29 protein-coding genes are annotated in these 24681 nt (G+C 68.4%); 21 read left to right on the forward strand and 8 right to left on the reverse strand.

The genetic code is table 11. The annotated features are described in order from the left end of the window. Nucleotides 1–45: 45 nt before the first annotated feature. Nucleotides 46–1008 (reverse strand): ornithine carbamoyltransferase, encoded by a 963-nt coding sequence (argF, locus tag AC07VX_RS06925; RefSeq protein WP_493163999.1) that lies wholly within the window; start codon nucleotides 1006–1008, stop codon nucleotides 46–48. Continuing rightward, nucleotides 1005–2210 (reverse strand): aspartate aminotransferase family protein, encoded by a 1206-nt coding sequence (locus AC07VX_RS06930; protein ID WP_493164000.1) that lies wholly within the window; start codon nucleotides 2208–2210, stop codon nucleotides 1005–1007. Before AC07VX_RS06930 ends, argF begins: the two co-directional genes overlap by 4 nt. Before the next feature lie 159 nt (nucleotides 2211–2369). Here AC07VX_RS06930 and AC07VX_RS06935 point away from each other — a divergent pair, with 159 nt between their 5' ends. Together AC07VX_RS06935 and AC07VX_RS06940 are read left to right on the forward strand one after the other, a co-directional pair. Further along, on the forward strand, nucleotides 2370–2708 hold the full coding sequence (locus tag AC07VX_RS06935) for a DUF3579 domain-containing protein (protein WP_493164001.1): 339 nt from the start codon (nucleotides 2370–2372) through the stop codon (nucleotides 2706–2708). A gap of 76 nt (nucleotides 2709–2784) precedes the next feature. Further along, on the forward strand, nucleotides 2785–3663 hold the full coding sequence (locus AC07VX_RS06940) for an alpha/beta fold hydrolase (RefSeq protein ID WP_493164002.1): 879 nt from the start codon (nucleotides 2785–2787) through the stop codon (nucleotides 3661–3663). 78 nt (nucleotides 3664–3741) lie between these two features. On the opposite strand, the gene rpsT is transcribed toward AC07VX_RS06940, so the two are convergent. After that, nucleotides 3742–4038, reverse strand: a complete 297-nt coding sequence (gene rpsT, locus AC07VX_RS06945) for a 30S ribosomal protein S20 (protein ID WP_493164003.1) — start codon at nucleotides 4036–4038, stop codon at nucleotides 3742–3744. A gap of 120 nt (nucleotides 4039–4158) precedes the next feature. Between rpsT and murJ the strand changes: the two genes are divergently transcribed. Genes murJ through AC07VX_RS06995 form a run of 10 tightly spaced genes read left to right on the forward strand, consistent with a single transcriptional unit; the run spans nucleotide 4159 to nucleotide 13169 of the window. Continuing rightward, nucleotides 4159–5721 (forward strand): murein biosynthesis integral membrane protein MurJ, encoded by a 1563-nt coding sequence (murJ, locus tag AC07VX_RS06950; protein WP_493164004.1) that lies wholly within the window; start codon nucleotides 4159–4161, stop codon nucleotides 5719–5721. Beyond that, entirely contained in the window at nucleotides 5721–6578 is an 858-nt protein-coding gene (locus tag AC07VX_RS06955; protein ID WP_493164005.1) for a SirB1 family protein, read from the forward strand. The genes murJ and AC07VX_RS06955 overlap by 1 nt, the downstream gene beginning before the upstream one ends. A gap of 28 nt (nucleotides 6579–6606) precedes the next feature. Beyond that, a complete protein-coding gene (locus tag AC07VX_RS06960; protein ID WP_493164006.1) occupies nucleotides 6607–7668 on the forward strand; it encodes an AI-2E family transporter in 1062 nt (353 codons plus the stop codon). An 8-nt stretch (nucleotides 7669–7676) separates the two neighbouring features. After that, nucleotides 7677–8375: an HdaA/DnaA family protein gene (locus AC07VX_RS06965; RefSeq protein WP_493164007.1), complete on the forward strand. Its 699-nt coding sequence runs from the start codon at nucleotides 7677–7679 to the stop codon at nucleotides 8373–8375. Further along, nucleotides 8372–9040, forward strand: coding sequence for a histidinol-phosphatase (locus AC07VX_RS06970; protein WP_493164008.1), 669 nt, complete (start codon nucleotides 8372–8374; stop codon nucleotides 9038–9040). The genes AC07VX_RS06965 and AC07VX_RS06970 overlap by 4 nt, the downstream gene beginning before the upstream one ends. Next, nucleotides 9037–10584 carry a polynucleotide adenylyltransferase PcnB gene (gene pcnB / locus AC07VX_RS06975; RefSeq protein WP_493164009.1) on the forward strand — a complete coding sequence of 516 codons (1548 nt, stop codon included), beginning with the start codon at nucleotides 9037–9039 and terminating at the stop codon, nucleotides 10582–10584. Before AC07VX_RS06970 ends, pcnB begins: the two co-directional genes overlap by 4 nt. After that, a complete protein-coding gene (gene folK, locus AC07VX_RS06980; protein ID WP_493164010.1) occupies nucleotides 10581–11057 on the forward strand; it encodes a 2-amino-4-hydroxy-6-hydroxymethyldihydropteridine diphosphokinase in 477 nt (158 codons plus the stop codon). Before pcnB ends, folK begins: the two co-directional genes overlap by 4 nt. 25 nt (nucleotides 11058–11082) lie before the next feature. Continuing rightward, nucleotides 11083–11439, forward strand: a complete 357-nt coding sequence (locus AC07VX_RS06985; RefSeq protein WP_493164011.1) for a DMT family protein — start codon at nucleotides 11083–11085, stop codon at nucleotides 11437–11439. A gap of 59 nt (nucleotides 11440–11498) precedes the next feature. After that, nucleotides 11499–12146 (forward strand): DUF47 domain-containing protein, encoded by a 648-nt coding sequence (locus AC07VX_RS06990; RefSeq protein ID WP_493164503.1) that lies wholly within the window; start codon nucleotides 11499–11501, stop codon nucleotides 12144–12146. Between the two features lie 12 nt (nucleotides 12147–12158). After that, entirely contained in the window at nucleotides 12159–13169 is a 1011-nt protein-coding gene (locus tag AC07VX_RS06995; protein ID WP_493164012.1) for an inorganic phosphate transporter, read from the forward strand. On the opposite strand, the gene AC07VX_RS07000 is transcribed toward AC07VX_RS06995, so the two are convergent. Then, nucleotides 13163–13588, reverse strand: a complete 426-nt coding sequence (locus AC07VX_RS07000) for a TM2 domain-containing protein (protein ID WP_493164013.1) — start codon at nucleotides 13586–13588, stop codon at nucleotides 13163–13165. The two genes, AC07VX_RS06995 and AC07VX_RS07000, sit on opposite strands and share 7 nt — an antisense overlap. Next, nucleotides 13585–14133 (reverse strand): GNAT family N-acetyltransferase, encoded by a 549-nt coding sequence (locus AC07VX_RS07005; RefSeq protein ID WP_493164014.1) that lies wholly within the window; start codon nucleotides 14131–14133, stop codon nucleotides 13585–13587. Before AC07VX_RS07005 ends, AC07VX_RS07000 begins: the two co-directional genes overlap by 4 nt. 181 nt (nucleotides 14134–14314) lie before the next feature. Here AC07VX_RS07005 and rpsP point away from each other — a divergent pair, with 181 nt between their 5' ends. The 9 genes from rpsP to AC07VX_RS07050 all read left to right on the forward strand — a co-directional run bounded on the left by rpsP (nucleotide 14315) and on the right by AC07VX_RS07050 (nucleotide 20532). Continuing rightward, nucleotides 14315–14584, forward strand: a complete 270-nt coding sequence (rpsP, locus tag AC07VX_RS07010; protein ID WP_268152360.1) for a 30S ribosomal protein S16 — start codon at nucleotides 14315–14317, stop codon at nucleotides 14582–14584. A 6-nt stretch (nucleotides 14585–14590) separates the two neighbouring features. After that, the gene (gene rimM, locus AC07VX_RS07015) at nucleotides 14591–15190 is read left to right on the forward strand and encodes a ribosome maturation factor RimM (RefSeq protein WP_493164016.1); all 600 of its coding nucleotides are present in this window, start codon (nucleotides 14591–14593) and stop codon (nucleotides 15188–15190) included. 11 nt (nucleotides 15191–15201) lie between these two features. Beyond that, nucleotides 15202–15942, forward strand: a complete 741-nt coding sequence (trmD, locus tag AC07VX_RS07020; protein ID WP_493164017.1) for a tRNA (guanosine(37)-N1)-methyltransferase TrmD — start codon at nucleotides 15202–15204, stop codon at nucleotides 15940–15942. A 147-nt stretch (nucleotides 15943–16089) separates the two neighbouring features. Continuing rightward, nucleotides 16090–16443, forward strand: a complete 354-nt coding sequence (gene rplS, locus AC07VX_RS07025; protein WP_493164018.1) for a 50S ribosomal protein L19 — start codon at nucleotides 16090–16092, stop codon at nucleotides 16441–16443. Between the two features lie 66 nt (nucleotides 16444–16509). Next, entirely contained in the window at nucleotides 16510–17193 is a 684-nt protein-coding gene (locus AC07VX_RS07030) for a CoA pyrophosphatase (RefSeq protein ID WP_493164020.1), read from the forward strand. A gap of 32 nt (nucleotides 17194–17225) precedes the next feature. Then, a complete protein-coding gene (locus tag AC07VX_RS07035) occupies nucleotides 17226–18215 on the forward strand; it encodes a CobD/CbiB family protein (protein WP_493164021.1) in 990 nt (329 codons plus the stop codon). A 4-nt stretch (nucleotides 18216–18219) separates the two neighbouring features. Beyond that, nucleotides 18220–19245: a nicotinate-nucleotide--dimethylbenzimidazole phosphoribosyltransferase gene (cobT, locus tag AC07VX_RS07040; protein ID WP_493164023.1), complete on the forward strand. Its 1026-nt coding sequence runs from the start codon at nucleotides 18220–18222 to the stop codon at nucleotides 19243–19245. A gap of 4 nt (nucleotides 19246–19249) precedes the next feature. Then, nucleotides 19250–20011, forward strand: coding sequence for an adenosylcobinamide-GDP ribazoletransferase (gene cobS / locus AC07VX_RS07045; RefSeq protein ID WP_493164025.1), 762 nt, complete (start codon nucleotides 19250–19252; stop codon nucleotides 20009–20011). Continuing rightward, nucleotides 20011–20532: a histidine phosphatase family protein gene (locus AC07VX_RS07050; protein WP_493164027.1), complete on the forward strand. Its 522-nt coding sequence runs from the start codon at nucleotides 20011–20013 to the stop codon at nucleotides 20530–20532. The genes cobS and AC07VX_RS07050 overlap by 1 nt, the downstream gene beginning before the upstream one ends. Here AC07VX_RS07050 and AC07VX_RS07055 read toward each other — a convergent pair. The 3 genes from AC07VX_RS07055 to AC07VX_RS07065 all read right to left on the reverse strand — a co-directional run bounded on the left by AC07VX_RS07055 (nucleotide 20502) and on the right by AC07VX_RS07065 (nucleotide 24662). Beyond that, nucleotides 20502–21701 carry an acyltransferase family protein gene (locus AC07VX_RS07055; RefSeq protein ID WP_493164029.1) on the reverse strand — a complete coding sequence of 400 codons (1200 nt, stop codon included), beginning with the start codon at nucleotides 21699–21701 and terminating at the stop codon, nucleotides 20502–20504. The genes AC07VX_RS07050 and AC07VX_RS07055 overlap by 31 nt on opposite strands. A gap of 6 nt (nucleotides 21702–21707) precedes the next feature. Then, on the reverse strand, nucleotides 21708–23708 hold the full coding sequence (locus AC07VX_RS07060) for a S9 family peptidase (protein ID WP_493164031.1): 2001 nt from the start codon (nucleotides 23706–23708) through the stop codon (nucleotides 21708–21710). 93 nt (nucleotides 23709–23801) lie between these two features. Further along, nucleotides 23802–24662 (reverse strand): Tim44 domain-containing protein, encoded by an 861-nt coding sequence (locus AC07VX_RS07065; protein ID WP_493164033.1) that lies wholly within the window; start codon nucleotides 24660–24662, stop codon nucleotides 23802–23804. Nucleotides 24663–24681: the final 19 nt, after the last annotated feature.

The following is a 24681-nucleotide window of genomic DNA, read 5'->3' on the forward strand; positions in this document are numbered from 1 at the left end:
AGGGCCCGACTGAAAAGGCGGGCCCTGTGGCGGGACGGTGGGCGGTCAGCCGATGCGGCCGAGCAGCAGGTACTCCATCAGGGCCTTCTGCACGTGCATGCGGTTCTCAGCTTCGTCCCAGACCACCGACTGCGGTCCGTCGATGACGTCGGCCGCCACCTCCTCGCCTCGATGTGCAGGCAGGCAGTGCATGAAGAGGGCGTCCGGCTTGGCGCGGGCCATCATGCCGGCGTCGACGCACCAGTCCGCGAATGCGGCCTTGCGGGCTTCGTTCTCGGCCTCGTAGCCCATGCTGGTCCAGACGTCGGTCGTCACCAGGTCGGCGCCCTCGCAGGCTTCGCGCGGGTCCTTGAAGACGCGGTAGCAGCTCGCGTCCTTCACGCCGGCGACCGCCGGGTCCACGCCGTAGCCGCTGGGCGTGCTGACATGCACCTTGAAGCCGAGGATCTCCGCCGCCTGCAGCCAGGTGTTGGCCATGTTGTTGCCGTCGCCCACCCAGGCCACGACGCGGCCCTTGAGGCAGTCCATGTCGATGGCGCCGCGGCGGTCCATGCCGCGGTTCTCGATGAAGGTGAACAGGTCGGCCAGGATCTGGCAGGGGTGGTACTCGTTGGTCAGGCCGTTGATGACCGGCACGCGCGAGTGCGCCGCGAAGCGCTCGATCTTGCTCTGCTCGAAGGTGCGGATCATGACGATGTCGACCATGCGGCTGATGACGCGCGCCGAGTCTTCCACCGGCTCGGCGCGGCCCAGCTGGCTGTCACCGGTCGTCAGGTGCACGACCGAGCCGCCCATCTGGTACATGCCCGCCTCGAAGCTCACGCGGGTGCGCGTGCTGGCCTTCTCGAAGATCATGGCCAGCGTGCGGTCCTGCAGCGGCTGGTATTTCTCGTAGTTCTTGAAGCGGCGCTTGATGATGGCGGCGCGGTCGAACAGGTGGGCGTATTCCTCGGCCCGCAGGTCCTTGAACTGGAGGTAGTGGCGCATCAGCGTGTCCCCCGGCTTCATGGCGTGGGCTGCGCGAGCAGCGACTTGATCAGCGGCACCAGGATGGCCGCGATCTGGCGGGCCTCGTCGGCCGTCAGGATCAGCGGCGGCAGCAGGCGCACGACGCGGTCGGCCGTCACGCTGATGAGCAGGCCGGCATCGAGCGCCTGGCCGAGCAGCGGGCCGGCCGGGCGGTCCAGCTCGATGCCCAGCATCAGGCCCTGGCCTCGGATTTCGACGACGCCTGGAACGCCCGCCAGGCCCTCGGCCAAGGCACCGCGCAGCGTGGCGCCGACGGCCTCGGCATTGGCCAGCAGGCCGTCCTCCTGCATGATCTTCAGCGTCTCGACGCCGGCGCGCATGGCCAGCGGGTTGCCGCCGAAGGTGGTGCCGTGGTTGCCAGCCGTCAGCACGCCGGCCGCGCGCGGGCCGCAGACGACGGCGCCGATGGGCACGCCCGAGCCCAGGCCCTTGGCCAGCGGCATCACGTCCGGCTGGATGCCTGCCCATTGGTGGGCAAACCACTTGCCGGTGCGGCCGATGCCGCACTGCACCTCGTCCAGCATCAGCAGCAGGTCGCGCTCGTCGCAGACGCGGCGCAGCGCCTGCAGGAACTCGATGCGGGCCGGGTTGATGCCGCCTTCGCCCTGGATGGTTTCCAGGAAGATGGCCGTGATGTTGGGATGCGCGGCGAGCGCGGCCTCGACGGCCGGGATGTCGTTCAGCGGCACGCGCACGAAGCCCGGCACGAGCGGACCGAAGCCGGCCTGGATCTTGGGGTTGGCCGTGGCCGACAGCGTGGCGATGGAGCGGCCGTGGAAGGCGCCCTCGAAGACGAGGATCTCCGGCGAGGTGTTGCCACGGTCATGGCCGAACTTGCGGGCGATCTTCAGCGCCGCCTCGTTGGCTTCCAGTCCGCTGTTGCAGAAGAAGACGTTGGCCAGCCCGGAGAGCTCGCAGAGCTTGGCCGCGAGCTGCTCCTGCAGCGGCACGCGGTAGTAGTTGCTGGTGTGGATCAGCTTGGCGACCTGATCCTGCAGCGCCGGCACCAGGCGCGGATGGTTGTGACCCAGCGTGTTGACCGCGATGCCACCGAGGCCGTCCAGCAGTCGTCGGCCTTCCGTGTCCCAGACCCAGCAGCCCTGGCCGTGCGAGAGCGCAACGGGCAGGCGGCCGTAGGTCGGCATGACATGGGGCTCGGACGAGGGGGGGACAGCGTTCATCGGGTCTCCAGAAAATTCCAGAAGGGGGTTGAGGAAAAGTGGGCTTTTGATTCTAGGGTCGAGAACGCTGGAAATGCTGCGCCGCAGCAGATGAGGCTGTGTCGAGGCACAATACCGGTCTTTGGCAGCGGTGCCCCGCTGTACAGCGAAGCCCCGTCCATGACCGTTGCCCCACCGCCGCGCGAAGTCTTCATCCAAGGTGTCACCCTGGATGGCAAAACCTTCCGCCCGAGCGACTGGGCCGAGCGACTGGCCGGTGCGATGTCATGCTTCCGCCCGGGTGGCGCGCGTGCCGGCATTGGCGCCCACATCGGTTACTCCCCGCTGTGCGTGCCCACCGTCATCAACGGGGTGAAATGCGTCATCGTCAATGAGGAACTCAGGCGCCTCGAACCCATGGCCTGGGACTTCGTCATGAACTTCGCGCGTGACAACAACCTCCAGGTGGCCGACGCCTGCCTGCTGCCGGACCGGCCGGGCGGCAAGACGGGCGCTTGATCTCCTATCTCCTAGCGAGATTCCCAAGGCGCGCCGGGGCGGGCCGCCGTTATCCTCACCGGCAATGTTTGGAAACATGCCGATAAATTCCAACACCACACCGCTTTCCGTCGATCCGCGCGCTGCCGCGCCTGCCCTGGCGCAGGCGGAGCGCGAGCCGACTCCGGTCTGGGTGCTGCTGCGCGGCCTGTCGCGTGCGAGCGGACATTGGGGCGTGTTTCCGGAGCATTTGCTGCGCGAACTGCGTGCGCTGCAGCCGGCCTCGCGGCTGCAGTTGCTGGACCTTCCCGGTACTGGCGCGTTGCGTCGCCAGGCCAGCCCCACGCAGGTGTCGGCCATCGTCGATGCCTGCCGTGCGGAACTGGAACGCCAGGGCGTCCGCGGCCCGGTGTCGTTGATCGGCATGTCTCTGGGCGCGGCCGTGCTGAGCGACTGGGCGAACCGCTACCCTGCGGAAGTCGAAGCCGGTGTGCTGATCAATCCCAGCCTGCGGCCTTTCAGCGAGTTGTTCCGCAAGCCGCGGCCGCTGAACTATCTGGGCCTGCTGTTGCTGTCGCTGAGCCGTTTCAGTGCGCGCATGCGCGAGGAACGCGTGCTCAGCCTGACGACTCGTCTGACGCCGGCCCAGGCCGTCATCGACCGCTGGGTGGAACTGCAGCGCCAGTACCCGTTAGGCGTGCGCAATACGGCGCGCCAGTTGCTGGCGAGCGTGCGCTATCGCGCCAGCCGCACGCGGCCGGCGGCGCCGATGCTGCTGCTGTGCAGCAAGGCGGACGGCCTGGTGGACTGGCGCTGCTCGCAGGCCATCAGCCGTGCCTGGGGTGCGCCGCTGCGCCTGCACACGAAGGCGGGGCACGATCTGCCGCTGGACGACCCGCAGTGGGTGGCGCGTGCCGTCGCGGAGTGGCTGCGGGATCGCAGCATCCAGGGGGTCGTTCCCGGCGAGTGGCACTGAAAGGTGCTCCGTGTTCCCTGGAAATGCAGAAGGCCCGCTTTCGCGGGCCTTCTGCTTGCACCAGAGCTGGATTGGTTGTCAGGCGGCGAGCGCCTTGATCTTGGCGGACAGGCGGCTCTTGTGGCGAGCAGCCTTGTTCTTGTGGAAGATGCCCTTGTCTGCGACCGAGTCGATGACAGCCTGGGCGGCCTTGAACAGGTCGGCGGCCTTGGACTTGTCGCCGGCCGTCACGGCCTTTTGCACGTTCTTGACGACCGTGCGGAAATGGGAGCGCAGTGCGGTGTTCGCTGCGTTGAGCTTGACGTCCTGGCGGGCGCGCTTGCGACCCGACGCCAGGCGAACCGTCTTCTTCTTGGCTTTGGAGCTGGTTGCCATGCTGTATCTATACCCAGTTGGTGCAAAGACGACGAGTATAGCATGGGATCAGGGTTTCAGCCAAGTGCCCGAGCGGAGTTTCAAAAGAACCCTGGATGGCGACACAGATAATCCGCCGCCATGAATCTGCTGCGCGCTGCGTCGACCATTTCCCTGCTGACCCTGACCTCGCGCATCACCGGCCTCGTCCGCGAGCAGATGACGGCCGGGCTTTTCGGCGCCACCGGCATGACGGATGCGTTTCTCGTTGCCTTCCGGATTCCTAATCTGCTGCGCCGCCTGTTTGCCGAGGGCGCCTTCTCGCAGGCCTTCGTGCCTTTGCTGGCCGCATCCCGGGCGACCGACGGGGACGAGGCCACACATGATCTCGTCGATGCAGTGGCCACCGTGCTGCTGTGGGCGCTGATCGCCACGTCCGTGCTGGGCATCGTTGCCGCCCCACTGCTGGTCTGGCTGCTTGGATCGGGGCTGTCGGCGCCGGCCTTCGATGCGTCGGTGGTCATGACGCGCTTCATGTTTCCCTACATCGGCTGCATGTCGTTGGTCGCCCTGTCCGCCGGCATCCTGAACACTTGGCGGCGCTTCGTCGTGCCGGCTGCGTCGCCGGTGCTGCTGAACCTGAGCATGATCGCCTGCGGCTGGGCGCTGGTCGGGCCGCTGGAGCGTGCCGGTCATCCCGGCATCTACGGCATGGCCGCAGGTGTGATGCTCGGGGGCGTGCTGCAGCTGGCCGTGCAATGGCCGGCGCTGAGCCGCATCGGCATGCGACCCCGGATGAGCTGGAGCTGGCGCGGCTTGCGCGAGTCGCAGTCGCACCCCGGCGTGAGGCGCATGCTGGTCGCCATGGGGCCGGCATTGCTCGGCGTGGGCGTGTCCCAGCTGTCGCTGATGATCAACACGCAGATCTCCAGCCACCTGGCCGAGGGGGCGACCTCCTGGCTGAACTACGCGGACCGGCTGATGGAGTTCCCCATCGGCCTGCTGGGTGTGGCGTTGAGCGCGGTGCTGACGCCCCAGCTGTCGGCTGCGCAGGCCTCGGGCCAGGCCGAGCGCTACAGCCGCCTGCTCGATTGGGGCTTGCGCATGGTGATGCTGCTGGCCTTGCCCTGCGCGGTCGCGTTGCTGGTGTTCTCCGTGCCGCTGACCGCCGTGCTCTATCACCGGGGTGCGTTCACGGCCACCGACGTGGCGCATACCGCCCAGTCGGTGATGGGCTGGGGCGTCGGCCTGCTGGGGCTGATCGCCGTCAAGGTGCTCGCACCTGGCTTCTATGCGCGCCAGGACACCGGCACGCCGGCCAAGATCGCCGTGGCTGTGCTGGTGCTGACCCAGGCCTTCAACCTCGTCTTCGTGCCCTGGGTCGGCGTCGCCGGCCTGGCACTGTCCATCGGTCTGGGGGCGCTGGTCAATGCCGGCTGGCTGCTGTGGGGGCTCAAGAAGCTGGGCAGCTACCGCCCCGAGCCCGGCTGGCTGGGATTCGGTCTGCGCGTTGCGCTGGGCTGCGCCGCCATGGGCCTGCTGCAGTGGCAGCTCGCCACGCGGCTGGACTGGATCGCACTCGGCGCGCAGGAGTTCCAGCGCTGCCTCGCCATGGCCGCGAGCCTGGCGGGCAGCGCCATCGTCTACTTCGCCGTGCTGCTGCTGGCCGGCATGCGGCCCCGGGCCCTGGGGCGCCCGAGCTGATGCAATACGCGGCGCCGACCCCGCTGGACTACTTCGCCACCCTGGTGGCCGAGGACGACAGCCTGAACCTGCTCGAAGCCGCCATCAGCCTAGCGCAGGATGAGCATCCCCGTCTCGATGTGCAGGCCGTGCTGGCCCAGGTGGACGGCCTCGCGCGCCGGCTGCGCGAGCGCCTCACGCCGGAGACAGTGCAGGCCGAGCGGCTGCACCACCTGACGCGCTTTTTCCACGGTGAGCTGGGCTTCGCCGGCAATCTGAACAACTACTACGCGGCCGAGAACAGCCATGTCCATCGCGTGCTGGAGACGCGCCGCGGCATCCCCATCACGCTGGCCGTGCTGCTGCTGGAACTGGCCGAGCATGCCGGCTTGCGCGCTGCGGGTGTGGCCTTTCCGGGGCATTTCCTGGTCAAGTTCAAGATGGGATTGGGCGAGGTCGTCGTCGACCCGTTCACCGGCGAGCTGCTGACAGCCACCCGGCTGGACGAGCGCCTGGCCGTCTACCGCCACGGCAGCGGCCTGCCGGCCGACCTGGAGCTGCCGCTGGAATTCTTCCTGCGGGCCGCCACGCCACGCCAGATCCTGGCACGCATGCTGCGCAACCTGAAGGAGGTGCATCGCGCCGGCCGCGACTGGTCGCGGTTGCTGGCCGTGCAGCAGCGCCTGGTCGTGCTGCTGCCGGATGACGCTGCGGAACGGCGCGACCGCGGGCTGGTGTTCGATGCCCTCGGTGCCTCGGCGGCGGCAGCGGAAGACCTGGCCTTCTACCTTGCCGAACAGGGCGACGCGCCGGATGCCGCCGAACTGCGCGTGCGGCTGGCCGCGCTGCTCGAGCGGCGGTCGCCGCCGCTTCAGTGACAATCCGCGCCCTCCCGCCCCGCCCACCATGATGACGCTCAGCAAGTACCAACGCACCGCCCTGGCCTGGGGTGGCGTTGCCTGCGCCCTCATGCTGCTGCTGTGGCTGCTGTCGCCGGTGCTGGCGCCCTTCATCGCAGCCCTGGTGCTGGCCTACGCGCTCGCGCCGGCCGTGCAGGCCCTGGTGAACCGACGCGTGCCGCGATCGCTGGCCGTGCTGATGGTGGAGCTCATCTTCGTGCTGGCCCTGCTGGCGCTGCTGCTGCTCGTGCTGCCCATCCTAAGCAGGGAACTGCCGGCGCTGCGCGAGCAGATCCCAGCCCTGGCCAAGCTGGCCAACGACCAGGCCTCGCCCTGGCTGGCCGAGCATGGCATCTACATGCAGCTCGACCCGGCCAGCATCAAGGCCTTCGTGCTGAAGTATCTGGACGCCAATCTGGAGGAATGGCTGGCCACCGTGCTGAGCTCCGCCCGCATCGGCGGCAGCTTCCTGCTCGCCGTCATCGGCAACGCGGTGCTGCTGCCTGTCGTGCTCTTCTATCTGCTGGACGACTGGCCGCGCCTGATCGAGCGCGTGAACGCCCTGGTGCCACCGGCGGCGCGCGGGACGGTGGGCAGCTTTCTGCAGGAGTGCGATGCGACGCTGGGCCAGTATCTGCGGGGCCAACTGCTGGTCATGGGTGTGCTCGCCATCTTCTACAGCGTCGGCCTTGCCCTCGCGCGCTTCGATCTGGCCCTGCCCATCGGCGTGTTCACCGGCCTGGCCGTCTTCATTCCCTACCTGGGCTTCGGCCTGGGCCTGTTGCTGGCGCTGCTGGCCGGGCTGCTGCAGTTCGCCAGCTTTTACGGCGTGGCGGCCGTCGCTGTCGTCTTCGGCATCGGTCAATTGCTGGAGAGCTTCGTGCTGACGCCTCGTTTCGTCGGCGAGCGTATCGGCATGAGTCCGCTGATGGTCATCTTCGCGCTGCTGGCATTCGGCCATCTGCTGGGCTTCGTCGGCGTGCTGATCGCGCTGCCGCTGTCGGCCGTTGCGGCCGTCGCGGCGCGGCGCCTGCACAAGGCCTATCTTGCGAGTTCGCTGTTCCGTTGACCCCTTCAATGAGACAGATCCCTTTGGCGCTGCTGGCCCCGCCGGCACATAGCTTCGACAACTTCCTGCCCGGCGCCAATGCCGAAGCCCTGGCCTACCTGATGGGTCTGATGCCGGGCGACCCGCCCGTGTTGCTGTGGGGACCTGCGGGCTCGGGCAAGACCCATCTCCTGCAAGGCCTGGCCGAGCGCTGGCAGGCCGCCGGCCAGCGCGTGGCCTGGTATGACGCCGACACCGCCTTGCCCTGGGAGCTGCCGGCCCACGAAAGCCTGCTGCTGCTGGATGACTGCCAGCGCTTCGACGCCGGCCAGCAGCACGCGGCATTCGCGCTCTTCGTCGCCTCGGCAGGGCAGGGCTATACCGTCGTCGCCACCGCCGATGCTCCGGCCGTCGACCTGCCGCTGCGCGAGGACCTGCGCACCCGCCTGGGTTGGGGGCCGAGCTTTGCACTCGAGCCCCTGCGCGAAGCCGAGATGCGCGCCGTGCTGCGCCGCGAGGCCGACCGCCGCGGCCTGCTGCTGGGCGATGAGGTGCTGTCCTACCTGCTGACGCGCTTCGAGCGCAACCTCAAGGGCTTGATGACCTTGCTCGAACGGCTGGACGAATTCGCCCTGGCCAGCAAAAGGGCGCTGACACTGCCGCTGCTGAAGGCCATGTTGGCCGACGAAAGCGGCGAAAAGAAAATCGACTCCGACCCCACTTTATGAATCTGACGCTGTTTGACCTGGACGGGACGCTGATCCCGATGGACTCCGACCATGCCTTCGGTGGCTTCATGGTGGAGGTGGGCTGGGTTGACGGCGCGGTCTGGGGCGCGCGGAACGACGCGTTTTTTGCCCAGTACAACGCCGGTACGCTGGACCTGGCCGAATACATCGACTTCGCCACCTCCGCCTGGCGGGCCCGGCCGCTGGCCGAGGCGCTGGCCATGCGCGAGCGCTTCATGGCCGAGGTCATGCGCCCGGCGCTGCGGCCCGAGGCCGTGGCGCTGATCGACAAGCACCGTGCGGCCGGCGACCTCATCGCCATCGTCACCGCCACCAACGTCTTCGTCACCGAGCCCATTGCCCAGGCCTTTGGCGTCGAGCACCTGATCGCCGTCGACCTCAAGCGCGATGCCGAGGGCCGCTACGACGGCGGCATCGACGGCATCCCGAGCTTCCGCGAGGGCAAGATCGCGCGCGTCGATAACTGGCTGCAAGGCCTGGGGGCACAATGGCGCGATTTCGAGCGCGTGAGCTTCTACAGCGACTCGACCAACGACCTGCCCCTGCTCGAACGCGTTAGCCACCCGGTGGCGACCAATCCCAGTCCGACGCTTGCGGCCATCGCCGCCGAGCGCGGCTGGCCCCAGTTGCACCTCTTCGCATGATCAAGAAGTTCATCGACAAACTGCTCGGCAAGCCCACCGCGGCCAGCGCCAGGAAGATCAGCCCGCTCGGCAAGCGGGTCGAGGTTCCCGCCGAGGTCCATGGCATCAACCCCGACCTGCTCGACGAGCGCGCCGTCAAGGTCGTCAAGACGCTGACCGATGCCGGCTTCGAGGCCTACATCGTCGGCGGCGCCGTGCGCGACCTGCTGCTGGGCATGCGTCCCAAGGACTTCGACGTCGCCACCAACGCGACACCGGAGCAGGTCAAGGGGCTGTTCCGCCGTGCCTTCATCATCGGCCGGCGTTTCCGTATCGTGCACGTTGTCTACGGGCGGGGCCGCGAGCATGAGGTCATCGAGGTCTCGACCTTCCGCGCGCTGCCCACCGAATCCGAGGCCGTCAACGGCAACGAGAAGACGGCCAAGGGCGAACTGGACGGCAAGTCCCACGCCGTGGACGCCAGCGGCCGCGTCCTGCGCGACAACGTCTGGGGCCCGCAGATCGAGGATGCCGCGCGTCGCGACTACACCGTCAACGCGATGTACTACGACCCGCAGCGCCGCCTCGTTGTGGACTATCACGGCGGCCTGGCCGACGCCAAGGCCAAGGTGCTGCGCATGATTGGCGACCCCGAGACGCGCTACCGCGAGGACCCGGTCCGCATCATCCGCGCCGTGCGCTTCGCGGCCAAGCTGGACTTCCATCTCGAGAAGAAGACGCTCGCGCCTGTGGCGGCCTGCACCCCGCTGCTGGCCAACGTGCCGGCCTCGCGTATCTTTGACGAGATGATCAAGCTGCTGCAGACCGGCCATGCCCTGGCCAGCCTGGTGCAGCTGAAGAAGCTTGGCCTGGTGGGGCAGGGCGGCAAGGTCTTCGCCGTGCTGGACGCTATGCTGACCGAGACCGGCGACCTGCCCGAGGGCGTGCGTGGCGACTTCGTGCGCCAGGCCTTCGAGGACACCGACCGCCGCGTCAACGAAGGTCGTGGCGTCAGCCCCAGCTTCATGCTGGCCTGCATGCTGTGGCACGAGGTGCTGGACCGCTGGAACAAGACACGGGCCGCTGGCGAGCCGCCGGTGCCGGCCCTGGCGCAAGCCATCGACGCCGTCTTCGACGCCCGCATTGGTGACATCTCCGGCCGCGGCAAACTGGCCGCCGACATGCGCGAGATCTGGATGATGCAGACCCGCTTCGAGCGCCGCAGCGGCTCGGGCGTGTTCAGCCTCATCGAGCAGCCGCGCTACCGCGCCGGCTTCGACTTCCTGCGCCTGCGTGCCGATGTCGGCGAGATCGACCCGGCGCTGGCCGACTGGTGGGAGGACTTCGCTCTGGGTAGCGACGACGACCGGCAAGCCCTGCTGGCCGACGCCCGTTCAGCGCAGCTCAAGCAGCCCCGCGTCGTCCGCGCGCCCCGCGCCGAAGTGCCCGCCAGCGAGGAGTCGGACCCCGCCACCGACGCGCCGGCCAAGAAGCGCCGCCGCCGCCGTCGCAAGCCCGCCGGCGGCGGGGAGGGCGCCGCCGCGCCGGCGCCCGCGGGCGAGTGAGCTCGCGCGCCTACGTCGGCCTCGGCGCCAACCTTGGCGCCGACCTGCCGGCCACGTTGACCCAGGCGGCATTGCGCCTTGCGGCCCTGCCGGGAACCCATGTCGCGGCGCTCTCCAGCGTCTGGCGCAGCGCGCCGGTGGATGCCGGCGGGCCGGACTTCCTGAACGCCGTCGTGGCGCTGGACACCAGCCTGCAGCCGCTGGAGCTGCTGGATGCGCTGCAAGCCATCGAGCTCGCCCACGGGCGCGAGCGCCCCTATCGCAACGCGCCGCGCACGCTGGACCTGGACCTGCTGCTCTACGGCGACTTGGCGCTCGATACGCCGCGGCTGACGCTGCCCCATCCGCGACTCGGCGAGCGTGCCTTCGTGCTGCGTCCGCTGCTGGAGATCGCGCCGAAACTTCTGCCTCTGGCTGCTGGGCAAGACTGGCAGACCCAGCGCATCGAGCGGCTCGGACCGCTCTCCCTCTGACCCGACACCACCCGGACACAGGACGATGTTCTCGACGCTTGCTGGTTGGCAGACCGTGGGGCTGCTGCTGCTGTCCAACGTCTTCATGACCCTGGCCTGGTATGGCCATCTCAAGGGGCTGGCCACCAAGCCATGGTTCGTCGCCGCGCTCATCAGCTGGGGCATCGCCCTGTTCGAATACCTGCTGCAGGTGCCTGCCAATCGCATCGGCCACGGCGCGGGCTTCACGCTGGCGCAGCTGAAGATCACGCAGGAGGTCATCACGCTGGCCGTCTTCGTGCCCTTCAGCCTTTACTACATGGGCGAGCCGCTGAAGCTGGATTTCCTGTGGGCCGGGCTGTGCCTGATGGGGGCCGTCTACTTCATCTTCCGGTCGGCTTGATGACGATTTCGTGACGGTGCCCGCTAAACTGCGCGCCTTCAAGAAATCCAAGGATGGCCATGTTGTTTGGCAAGCTGCTGCCCCGCGAGGGCAATTTTTTTGAGCTCTTCAATGAGCATGGCGGTTTCATTGCGGAAGGTGCGCGAGCCTTCCTGAAGATGATCGAAAAGTATGCCGACCCGGCGCTGCGCCAGCAGTACGCCGATGAGGTCGACAAGGCCGAGCACGCCGCCGACCGCGTCACTGCCGAGGTGAACCGGCTGCTGCACCGCACCTTCATCACGCCCATCGACCGCGAGCAGATCCACAGCCTGATCAACGCGATGGACGACATCCTCGACCTGTTGCAGGACTCGTCGGAAACGCTGTCGCTGTACGACGTGCGCACGGTGCCCGAGCAGGTACTGCAACTGGCCACGCTCAGCGTGCGCTGCTGCGAGCGCGTGCAGCATGCCGTCACGCTGCTGCCCCATCTCAGCAAGCCGGCCACCACCGAGGCGGCACTCAAGACCTGCGAGGAAATCGACCGCCTGGAATCCGATGCCGACCGCGTCATGCGCGAGGCGATGTCGCGCCTGTTCCGCGAGGAGGCCGACGTGCGCGAGCTCATCAAGCTCAAGGCGATCTACGAGCAGCTGGAATCCATCTCAGACCGCTGCGAGGACGTGGCCAATCTGATCGAGGGCATCGTCCTCGAGAACTCCTGATCAGGCCCGTCCATGGCATCCGCTGAGATCGCCTTCTGGGTGGTGGCCCTGCTCGTCGTGCTGGCCCTGCTGTTCGACTTCATGAACGGCTTCCACGACGCGGCCAACTCCATCGCCACCGTCGTCTCCACCGGCGTGCTGAAACCCCAGCAGGCCGTGCTGTTCGCCGCCTTCTTCAATGTCGTCGCCATCGCCTTCTTCCAGCTCAAGGTGGCGGCCACGATCGGCAAAGGCATCGTCGAGCCGGGCGTCGTGGATCACCACGTCGTGTTCGGCGCGCTGATCGGGGCCATTGCCTGGAACTTCATCACCTGGTGGTGGGGCATCCCGTCGTCTTCATCGCATGCGCTGATCGGTGGCATCGTCGGCGCCGTCGTTGCCAAAGCCGGCGCGCAGTCGCTGGTGGGCGCGGGCATCTGGAAGACCGTGGCCTTCATCATCGTGTCGCCGCTGCTGGGCTTTCTGCTCGGCTCGCTGATGATGGTCATCGTCGCCTGGGCCTGTCGCCACAAATCGCCGCTGCGCATCGACCGCTGGTTCCGCCGGCTGCAACTGGTCTCGGCCGGGCTCTACAGCCTGGGCCACGGCGGCAATGACGCGCAAAAGACCATCGGCCTGATCTGGATGCTGCTCATCGCGGCCGGCATGGTCAGCGCGGGCGAGAAGGCGCCGCCCAGCTGGGTCATCGTGGCCTGCTACATCGCCATCGGCCTGGGCACGATGTTCGGTGGCTGGCGCATCGTGCAGACCATGGGTCAGCGCATCACCAAGCTCAAGCCGGTCGGGGGCTTCTGCGCCGAGACGGGCGGCGCCATCACGCTGTTCCTGGCCACGGCGCTGGGCATCCCGGTGTCGACGACGCACACCATCACCGGCGCCATCGTCGGCGTGGGCTCGGTGCAGCGTGCCTCGGCGGTGCGCTGGGGCGTGGCCGGCAGCATCGTCTGGGCCTGGATCTTCACGATCCCGGCCGCGGCGCTGATGGCCGGCGTCTGCTACTGGGTCAGCTTCGCGATCTACTGACCGGCCTGCGACTCGAAATACCGCTGGGCGCTGAAGGCGATGGTGGCCATTAACGTCGTGCCGCCGATGAGCAGGCAGAGCACGACGCCAATGATGGCCGCCCAGCCTCCGGCCGATGCGGGCTTGCCCGCATTGAAGCGCTCGTTCCAGCGCTCGTCCGGCGTCAGGCCATAGACGATGCCGCCCAGCAGCGCGGCGACGAGACTGACGCCCAGCAGCGGAATCAGCACCCAGGCCAGCCGGTCGTCCTGCCCGAGGTGGTTCATCCGCTGCACGCCGACGAGGCCCAGCAGCGTCGGCAACGGGAAGGCCCAGGCCCAGCGATCCTTCAGGCCGTGCAGGTAGAAGCGGTGCAGGCCGAAGGCGCCGACCAGCAGCGCCAGCCAGGTCGCTGCGGCCTTGTGCTTGACGCCGCTCATTCGGCAGCCGCGCTGTCGCCCTGGCCCAGCGCGCGCTGCATCAGCACGACATCCAGCCAGCGGCCGAACTTCCAGCCGGCACTCTTGAGCACGCCGGTGTGCTCAAAACCCAATGCCGTGTGCACGCCGACCGAGCCTGCGTTGTTCGCGTCGCCGATGACGGCCAGCATCTGCCGTGCGCCAGCGGCTTCGCAGCGGGCGATCAATTCGGCCAGCAGCAGTCTGCCGACGCCCTGGCCCTGGGCGGCGGGAGACAGGTAGATGGAGTCTTCCAAACAGAAGCGATAGGCGAGGCGAGGGCGGAAGTAGTTGGCATACGCATAGCCAAGCACCTGACCGCCACGCTCGGCCACCAGCCAGGGCAGGGAGCGGCCGAGCACTTCGGCGCGGCGCTGTCCCATCTCGTCAACGCCGGGAACCTCGGTCTCGAAGGTGCCGGTGCCTTCCAGCACGGCCTGGGCGTAGATGGCCTGGATGGCGGGCAAGTCGGCGTCGGTGCTGGGGCGAATCGTCAGCGGCTGAGCGGCGGGGGAGGGCTGTGACATCTGTCGGTTTCAGGAACTGCTGGAAATGGGCTTTGTCGAGTTTATAATGCTGGGTTTGGCGCTGGTCGCAGATGGCTGCGGCGTATCTACAGTGCCTCCCCCGGCAGGGGTTCCTGCTCTTCGACTTGTCGCTACTTGAGTGTCTCCTCGTGCGGTGGTCGCCCAATTTTTAGGAAACATCATGGTTGTGATTCGTCTGGCTCGCGGCGGCTCCAAGAAGCGCCCCTTCTACAACATCGTCGTCGCCAACAGCCGCCAGCGCCGTGACGGCCGCTTCATCGAGCGCGTCGGCTTCTACAACCCCGTCGCTTCTGGCGCTGCCGAGAAGCTGCGCGTCGAGCAGGATCGCGTGAGCTACTGGATCGGCGTCGGCGCCCAGCTGTCGCCTACCGTCGCCCGCCTGGTGGGCGAGGCCAAGACGGCTGCCGTGGCCCCCGCCGCTGCCGCCTAAGCTGGCGTGGCAGGCAACAAGCCTCAGAAAGACGGCGCTTCGGCGCCGTCTTTTGCTTCTGACGCCAGTTGGCCGGAAGACCTGATCCAGGTTGGCCGCATCCTCGACGCCTGGGGCGTCAAGGGCTGGTTCAAGGTGCAGGCCTACTCCAACCAGGGCGACGCCCTCTTCAACGCCAAGCACTGGTTCCTGAAGAGCGACGGCCCCAAGCCCGGGCGGCAGGCGCTGAAGGTCCTGTCCGTGCGCGAGCACGGCGAGGGCATCGTCGCCAGCGCCGACGGCATCACCGACCGCAACGGCGCCGAGGCGCTGCGTGGCTGGGAGCTGTGGGTTTCTCGCGCCGACTTTCCCCGCACCGGCGACGACGAGTATTACTGGATCGACCTTATCGGCCTGGACGTCGTCAACCGCGAGGGCCAGGCTCTGGGGCGCGTCATCGGTCTTATCGACACTGGCCCGCACGCGGTGCTGCGCATCCTGCCGCCGGGCATCGAGGAGCCGGCCAAGCCGGATCAGGAGCGCCTGATCCCCTTCGTCGAGGCCTTCGTCGACGACGTCAGCCTGCAAGCCCGGCAGATCCGCGTCGACTGGGGCGTGGACTTCTGAAGGCGGGCGCAATGCGCTTCGACGTCCTGACAATCTTCCCGGAGCTGTTCGCGCCGCATCTGACGCATGGGGTCACGCGGCGTGCCTTCGAGAGCCGCCAGGTCGACGTGCGCCTGTGGCCGCTGCGCGATTTCGCGGAGGACAACTACCGCCGCGTCGACGACCGTACCTACGGTGGTGGCCCCGGCATGGTCATGCTGGCCGAGCCGCTGGAAAAGGCGCTGAGCGCCGTCAAGGCCGACCGGGGCGAAACAGCGCCGGCCGTCATCCACTTCACGCCCACGGGCGCCCGCATTGACCAGGCGCGCGTGCAGGCCCTCGCAGCCGGCCCCGGCGCTGTCCTGCTGTGCGGCCGCTACGAGGGCATCGACCAGCGCGTGCTTGATCGCCATGTGACGCTGGAACTCAGCCTGGGCGACTTCGTGCTGTCTGGCGGCGAACTGCCCGCACTGGCGCTGCTGGACGCCGTGGCGCGCCTGCAGGACGGCGTGCTGGGCGACGCCCAGTCCCACCAGCAGGACAGCTTTTCCGATGGTCTGCTGGATTGCCCGCACTACAGCCGGCCCGAAGTCCTGACCGACGGCCGCGAAGTGCCGGCCGTACTCCTGTCCGGGCACCATGCCGACATCCGGCGCTGGCGCCGCGAGCAGTCGCTGGCGATCACGGCAGCGCGCCGGCCGGAGTTGATCGAAGCGGCCCGAGCCGCCGGCCGGCTCAGCAAGGCCGACGAGGCCTTCCTGGCCAAGATCTAGGCAAAACCCACAAGCCCGGGCTATACTTGTAGGCTGTCCGATCCTCTGGCGGGTCGAGTGGACTGAAAGCCTTGAATCACTTCGAAAGGCTTTCGGCTGCAAACCCAACCGATAAATAGCGAGCCGCCAAGATCCTTAGGAGTACAGATGGACCTGATCCAAACCCTTGAGCAAGAAGAAATTGCTCGCCTGAACAAGACCATCCCGTCCTTCGCCCCTGGCGACACCGTGATTGTCAGCGTCAACGTCGTTGAAGGCAGCCGCAAGCGCGTGCAGGCCTACGAAGGCGTCGTCATCGCCAAGCGCAACCGTGGCCTGAACAGCAGCTTCATCGTCCGCAAGATCTCCAGCGGCGAAGGCGTGGAGCGCACGTTCCAGCTGTACAGCCCCCTGATCGCCTCGATCGAAGTCAAGCGCCGCGGCGATGTCCGTCGTGCCAAGCTGTACTACCTCCGCGAGCGTTCTGGCAAGTCGGCTCGTATCAAGGAGAAGCTGGCTTAATCGGCCGGTTCACACCGCCAAAGCCGCCCGGAGCTACGCTCTCGGCGGCTTTTGTCTTTCTGAAGCATGACCCGACCTGCCATCACCCAACCCCAGCTCGTGCCGGTCACGGGAGTCGACGCGCACCTGCCGGCCGTTCCTGCCGAGGCGTTGACCGCCGAGTCCATCCGGACGCGGCTGGAAGCCGCCTCGGCATGGACGCCCGAGTTCGCCGGCGATGGCGGCCTGTTCGCCGGCCGCGAGCCAGCCGGCGCCGCGGTGCTGGTGCCTCTCGTGCAGCGTGACGCCGGCCTGAACCTGCTGCTGACGCGGCGCACCGACCATCTGCGCGACCATGCCGGCCAGATCAGCTTCCCCGGCGGCCGTGTCGAACCCGAGGACGATGACCCCATCGCCACGGCGCTGCGCGAAACCGAGGAGGAGATCGGCCTGTCGCGCCGCCACATCGAGGTCATCGGCCAGTTGCCGATCTATTCGACGGTGACGGCCTTTCAGGTGACGCCCGTCGTCGGCCTCGTCGAGCCGGGCTTCACGCTGACGCTCGACGCCTTCGAGGTGGCCGAGGCCTTCGAGGTACCGCTGGCCTTCCTGATGAACCCGGCCCATCACCGGCACCACAGTTTCGAGTTCGCCGGGGCCGCTCGGCGCTTCCTGTCCATGCCCTGGCAGGGGCCTGAGCGCGAATACTTCATCTGGGGCGCGACGGCCGCGATGTTGCGCAACCTCTACCGACTGCTCGTGACGACCTGATCCCGCCCCGGGCGCCACTATCATCCCGGCCCATGAATTTCTTCGCGGTGCTGCTGGCTCTGCTCTGTGAGCAACTCAAGCCCCTGAGGCATGGCAACCGGGTGCACCAGTCCGTCATCGCCTGGGTGCGCTGGACGGGACGCAACTTCGACGCCGGCGACGAGCACCATGCCGCCATCGTCTGGGCCATCACGGTGCTGGTTCCCGGCCTGGCCGTTACTGCCGTCTACCTGACCCTGCGCCACTTCAGCCTGCTGCTGGCCCTGGGTCTGGATGTGCTCATCCTCTACCTCACGCTGGGCTTTCGCCAGTTCAGCCATTACTTCACCGACATCCGCGACGCGCTGGAGCGCGGCGACGACGCGACCGCGCGCCAGCTGCTGGCCGAGTGGCGCCACCTGGACGCGAGCGAGCTGCCGCGCACCGAGCTGATCCGCCACGTCATCGAGCATTCCCTGCTTGCTGCGCACCGCCACGTCTTCGGCGTGTTCTTCTGGTTCGTCGTCTGCTCCACCATCGGCCTGGGCCCGGCCGGCGCGGTGCTCTACCGCATGGCCGAGTTCGCCGGCCGATACTGGGCCTTCAAGAGCCGCACGCTCGATGCACCCACCAACACGCGGCTGCTGGCCCTGTCGCGCCAGGCCTTCAGCTTGATCGACCACCTGCCCGCCCGGCTGACGGCGACGGGCTTTGCCATCGTCGGCAACTTCGAGGAAGCCGTGAACGGCTGGCGCCGTGATGCCGCCCTTTGGTTGCACGCCAACGAGGGCATCATCCTCGCGTCGGCGGCCGGCGCCGTCGGCCTGCAGCTGGGTGGCGCGGCCGCGCCCGGCATCACGCCTGACCGCAGCAAGACCTTCGATGCCGGCTCCGAACCCGGCGCCACCGGCGCTGCCGGCTCCACGGCCGGGGCACCGCCTCAGCTCGGCCATCTGCAGAGCGTCGTCGGCCTGGTCTGGCGTTCGGTCGTGTTGTGGATGCTGCTGCTGGCGTTGCTGACTCTCGCCAACCTCGTCGGCTGATTCCATGAACTTTCCTGAGTTGCCGGCTCTGGCCGAGCCCGGACTCGCCGCGCGCGTCCAGCACGCTATCGACCACAAGACCAAGCCGCTTGGCGCTCTCGGGCACGTCGAGGCGCTGGCGTTGCAGCTGGCGTTGATCCAGGGCGCCGGGAAGCCGGTGCTGCGGCAGCCCCAGCTCGTCGTGTACGCGGCCGACCATGGGCTGTCAAAGCGTGGCGTATCGGCCTATCCGCGCGAGGTCACGCCGCAGATGGTGGCCAATATGCTGGCCGGTGGCGCGGCGGTCTCGGTGCTGGCGCGCCAGCAGGGCCTGGCGCTGAACATCGCCGACTGCGGCGTCGACGCGCCGCTGGCCGAGGGGGCCATCGACCTTCGCATCGCGCCGGGCACGGCCGACGCGAGTGTCGGTGCGGCGATGTCGGCCGAACAGGCCGAGCGCGCGTTGCGCAACGGCATGGCCCTGGCGGAGCGCCTGCCCGGCAACGCGTTGCTGCTGGGCGAGATGGGCATAGGCAACACCTCTTCGGCCAGCCTGTTGATGCAGCGCCTGACCGGCTTGCCGTTGACCGATTGCGTCGGCCGTGGCACGGGTCTGGACGATGCCGGCCTGGCGCGCAAACTCGCCGTGCTGAACGAGGCGCTGGCCGTGAATGCCGCAGCGCAGACGCCGATGGAGATCGCGGCCGCCCTGGGCGGATTCGAGATTGTCACGATGACCGGCAGCGTCATCGCCGCGGCCGCCCAGCGGCGTGTCGTCCTCGTCGACGGCTTCATCACGACAGCCGCCGTCGCGCTTGCTGAGGCTTTGTGCCCGGGCGTGCTGGCGGCCTGCGTGTTCGCCCACCGTTCTGCCGAAGGGCCCCACGCGCGCTGGCTGCAGCAATTGGGCGCCCGCCCGCTGCTGGACCTGGACCTGCGCCTGGGCGAAGGCAGCGGCGCCGCCCTGGCCTGGCCGCTGCTGACGGCCGCCTGCGCCTTGCTGGCGGACATGGCCAGCTTCGAGAGCGCCGGCGTCAGCAACCGCGAATAGCCCGGTGCGGCTCTTCCTCGTCGCGTTGCAGTTCCTGACCCGCCTGCCGGTGCGGCTGGGCCGCTTCGAGCCGGCATGGCTGAACGACTGCGTGCGGCACTTCCCACTGGTTGGTGCGCTGGTAGGCGGCGCCGGTGCGATCGTGCTGCTGGGCGCCGCCCGGTTCTGGCCAGCCTGGGTGGCCGCGGTACTAGCGCTCGTGGCGACCGTAGCGCTGACCGGTGGTTTCCACGAGGACGGCCTTGCCGACACCTTCGATGCCCTCGGCGGCATCGTGCCGCGCGAGAGGGCGCTGGCCATCATGAAGGACTCGCGCATCGGCAGCTATGGCGCGCTGGTCCTGGTCCTGTCGCTGTTGCTGCGCGCCGCCTTGCTGGCTGTGCTGGCGACGCGGCCCGCGTTGGGCGTTGTCGCGGCCCTGCTGGTCAGCCATGCCTTTGCGCGCGCAGCGGCAGTCGGCGTCATGGTCAGCTTGCCCTATGGAGGCGACGTCGAGCATGCCAAGGCCAAGCCGCTGGCCCTGGCAGTCGCGCCGCGCAACCTGGCGATCGCACTGGGCTGGTGTGGCCTGCTGGCGCTGGCGCTGTCCGGGCAGGGGGTGCCGCCGATGCGATTGCTGGCAGCTGCGGTTGCCGCGGCCGGCACCGCACTGCTGATGCGCCATTGGCTGCGGCGCCGCCTGGGAGGCTACACGGGAGACGGCCTTGGTGCCACCGAGCAGTTGGCCGAGATCGCCGTGCTGCTGGCCTTCGCAGCTTCGGTCTGATGCTGGCGTTCACGATCTGGCGCCACCCAAGGCCGCGCGGGGCCGAGGGGCGCTGCATCGGCGGTCGCACGGACCTGGCGGTGGACCCTCGCAAGGCCAAGCGGCTAGCGCACCGCATCCGCACGCATGCGCGTCGACGTGGGCTGCCGCGCGAGGTCGTCACCTCGCCGCTGCAGCGCGCGGCCAGCGTGGGGCGATGGCTGAAGCGCTGGGGCTTTGGCTGGCGAGTTGATGCCGACCTGACTGAAATGGACTTCGGACATTGGGATGGCCGCTCCTGGCGCGACATCGCACCCGCGGAGTTCGAGCGCTGGATGTCCGATTTCTGTGGCTTTGATTTCGGTGGGGGCGAGACGCTGAACGTGTTGCTGGCCCGCGCCGCGGCCTGGAGGCCGCCCTGTGCGCTGGTTGTGGGGCATGGCGGGTGGATCAACGCCCGGCTCTGGCGCGGCGACGCGCCCACGCCGGCGGCCTGGCCACAGCCGCCGGCCTATACGGTCTGTGTGCCTGTGGAACGCTGAATCCGACGGCGCAGGGCTTGCGTGACGCTGGAGGTGGCCCGCATTGCTGGCGCCTCGATGATGCGATAGCTCGCATGGCTGGCCAGCACCAGGAGGGGCGCCAGCGCGAGCACCCAGGCCCAGTGCACGGCGGCCGGCAGGGCGCCGCCGGGGGCATCCGTGCCGAGCACGAAGTGCAGCAGGCCGAACAGCAGGAGGCCATGCAGCAGATAGATGCTGTACGCCGCCTCGCCAAGCAGCCGGGAGGCCGGGTGGCACAGCAGGCCGAAGAGGTCGTTGCCGCAGGCGATCAGCACGAAAGCGAATGCGACCAGGGCCAGCGAGCCGTAGTCGGTAGCCTGCGGGAACAGTGCCACCGCGGCGCCCAGGCAGGCCAGGATCATCAGGCTGGCCATGCGGCCTGCAGCCCAGCGGCACAGCGCCGGCGAGCGCCGGCCGAGCGCCGCGGCGATGCCGCCCGCGAAGGCCCACAGATGCACCGGCAGGGCATGCCAGGCCAGCAGTGCCGTCAGCGACACCAGGCCCAACAGCAGGTAGGGCCAGCGTGGTAGCACGCCCACCGTCAGTGCCAGCAGCGGCAGGAGGCCGTAGAAGAACCATTCATAGGGAAGCGACCAGGTCACGCCGGCAACGACGATCTTGGTCGCCTCGACCAGGTTGATGGGCGGGTTGCCGTAGATCGTGAAGCCCAGCCAGCGCAGGGCCTGCTTGGCGACGGTGCGTGCAGGCTCGTGCAGTTCGCCGCCGGACAGCACGGCGACCGTCGCAAAAAGCAGCAGCATGACGAAGAGGTACAGCGGCACCAGGCGCAGCAGCCGCGATACCAGCAGTCGCAGCCAGTCCAGCGGCCTGCGGCGGGCGTCCAGGAGCTTGGAGAAGAACAGCAGCCCCGTGATCATGAAGAACAGCGCGACGCTCCCGTGGCCCAGATGGGTGTAAAGCTGCGATGGCGGAAGCTGCCACTGGCCGCTGTGGGCATAGAAGTACCAGATGCAGCCGTGGTGCAGGAAGACGCCCAGGGCCAGGTAGCCACGCAGCCCGTCGATGCTCGCGAAGCGGCCCGCCGCGGGCGGCGCGTCGACATGCCGGTTCAGCAGGGCCGCCGTGGCGAAGGCCAACAGCAGTCCGGCGACCGCCGGCAGCGGGCTGACCGGGCCGAGCAAGTCCAATTCGGCCTACTTCAAGACTGTCTGCTGCATGAACAGCACGGTGGCGTAGAACTGGAAGTCCTGGTTGTCCTTCTTCTGGAAGCCGTGGCCTTCGTTTTCGGCGCGCAGATACCAGACCGGCGTGCCGCTCTGGCGCACGGTGGCCACGATCTGCTCGGCCTCGGTGTAGGGCACGCGCGGGTCGTTCTTGCCCTGAATGACGAAGAGTGGCTTCCTGATCCGGGCGGCGTTGGTCAGCGGCGAGATCTTCTCGAGATGGGCCTTCATGGCCGGGTCGCGCTCGTCGCCGTATTCGACGCGGCGCAGGTCGCGGCGGTAGCTCTCGGTGTTGTTCAGGAAGGTCACGAAGTGCGAGATGCCGACGACGTCGATGGAGCCGGCGATGCGGTCGGCGTAGTGGGTCGACACGGCCAGCGTCATGTAGCCGCCGTAGCTGCCGCCGGTGACGAGCACGCGCGAGGCGTCGAGGTCGGGCTGGGTGGCGATCCAGTCGAGCAGGGCACCGATGTCCTTGACCGAGTCCTCGCGCTTGAAGCCGTTGTCCATGGCCAGGAAGCTCTTGCCGTAGCCGCTGGAGCCGCGCACGTTGGGCTGGATCAGCGCCATGCCCAGTTCCTGCACGTAGTAGGCGTTGCGGCCCAGGAAGCCGAAGCTGGCCTGCGACTCGGGGCCACCATGGATGCTGATCAGCACCGGACGCTTGCCGGAGAACTTCTTGGGCGGCTCCGTCAGCAGTCCCGAGATCGTCGTGCCGTCGAAGCTCTTCCAGCGCACGATCTTCTGCTCGCTGAAACCCGAGGTGTCGAGGCCGGGCGCGGCCGAGGCGTGCGTCCATTGCTGGACCCTGCCGTCCGTGCCCAGCGAGTAGATCTGGCTGGGGCCCTGGGCATTGCTGATCGAGAAGGCCAGCTCGCCGCGGCCATGGTGGTAGGACGCCGCACCGATGTTGCCGTTGGGCAGGGTGGCGGGTGGCGGCACTTCCTTGGCCGTGGCGGCGTCGAAGAAATGCAGCTCGTCGCGGCCGTCGACGTTGAACTGGGCGGCCAGCCTGGCACCGTCGTCGGTCAGCGTGACGCCGCTGACGTCCCAGGGGATGTGGTTGCTGACGCGGTCGATGCGGCCGCTGTTCAGGTCCAGCTTCATCAGCTCGCGGAACTCGCCGGCGCGGTCGCTGGCAATCCACAGGGAGCGGCCGTCAGGCGCCCAGCCGGCCGGCGAGTAGGTGGCCTTGGCCTCTTGGCTAACGATGGCGGGCGCGACCTGCCTGGCCACGCCGCTGGTCAGGTCCAGCATCCAGATCTGCGATTCATTGGCCGACAGATAGCGCGTCAGCGAAACCATGCGCTCGTCGGGCGAGGGGCGGCTCGCGGCCCAGCCGCCACCGTCCAGCTCGGCCAGCTTGCGGCGGCCTTCCGGCTTGAGCGGGTCCATCAGCCACAGCGTCGTCGTGATCTTGGCGCGCGTGCCGCCCTGGGCGGTGCGGTCGATGGGCACGGAGGAGTAGATCAGCTGGCCGCTCTTGCGCAGCCAGGTGTTGATGGCATGGCGCTCGTCGGGGCTGGTCAGCAGCACCGGCTGCGCGCCGGCCGGGGTCAGCGGCAGGCGATAGATCTGGCCGACCTCGTTGCCGCCGGTGGCGCGCTCGAAGACGATGTACTGGCCCGTGCGGGGCTCGTAGGTGGCGCGGGTGACGGGGTCGATGCCATCGGTCAGCTGCTCGCCCTCGCTCCCGGGCGTCGTCACGCGGAAGATCTGGGCGGTGTTGGCGCCGGCCTTGCGGTGGCTGACCAGCATCTCGCGCTGGGTCGGATGCCAGTCGGAGAAGGCGTGGCCGCGGAAGTCGTTGTAGCGGCCGATGGCGTCGGCCAGGCTCTGCGGCACTGGCGGGATGCCCTGGACGACCAGGTTGGTGTTCGGCGTGACGACGGGGGCCGGGGGGGGCGTGGAGGCGCAGGCGGCCAGCAATGCCGTGCCGAGGGCGTAGATGGAAAGACGCAGGCGATTCATGGGGGCCTCAAAATGGGAATGGGCGCTCGAAGCGCCCATTCTCGACGGGGTTTGACTCGGGGCTAACCCGCTGTGACGGGCGTCATGTCCACATCAGGCCGTCTGCTGGATGCCGGCGATCAGCCAGCCCCCGCCCGACTCGACCAGATGCCAGACTTCGTCGAAGTCCTGGGCTGCCTGCTCGCTCTGCTCGCGCACCAAGCCCCAGAAACGCACGGAGACGACCTGCTGGCCTTCCTCGGTGGCGACGTCGACGACGCGGGCGTCGAGCTGCAGCACCTCAGTGTGCTGGGCCTGGCTACCGCGCGCCAGTAGCTCCTGCTGGATGCTGGCGTACATCTGCGGCGTCGTGAAGCGGCGCAGGTCGGCCTGGTCGCTGGCGTCGTTGGCGGCCTGCAGGCGGATGAAGACCTGCTTGGCGATCTTCTCGAAGCTGGCGGCGTCGAAGTCGGCGGGGGCCGCGGTGATCGGCGCGGTCGTGCCGGCAGCAGCCGCGGGCGCCGCATTCCACGCCGGCTCGGTCGAGCGCAGGTTCACGCCGTTGGCGCCGGCGAGCTGCGGCTTGGGTGCGGCGAAGCGACGCACCAGGAAGCGGATGACGAAGACCGCCACCAGGGCCAGCAGCACCATCGTCATCAGGTTGGCCAGCTCGCCGCCGAAGCCGAAGTGGCTGGCCAGTGCGGCCAGGCCCAGGCCCGCGGCCAGGCCGGCGATGGGGCCCAGCCAGGAGCGCTTGGGAGCCGCGGGCGCAGCAGCGGGTGTTGCGGCTGCCTGCTTGGCCGGGGCGGCCTGCTGCGGTGCGGCGGGTTGCTGGGTGGGCGGCGTCTGTGGCGCCGTCTGCGTGGGCACGCTGCGCTTCATGCCGCCGCCGGAGAGGCGCTTCGCCTCGGCATCGTGGGCGGGCAGGGCGACGGCCAGCAGGGCGGCCAGGGTTACGGCGAAGATGCGGTTCAAGAGGAGTCTCCGGAAAGCT

The sequence above is a fragment of the Roseateles sp. GW821-FHT03B02 genome, from assembly GCF_059421025.1.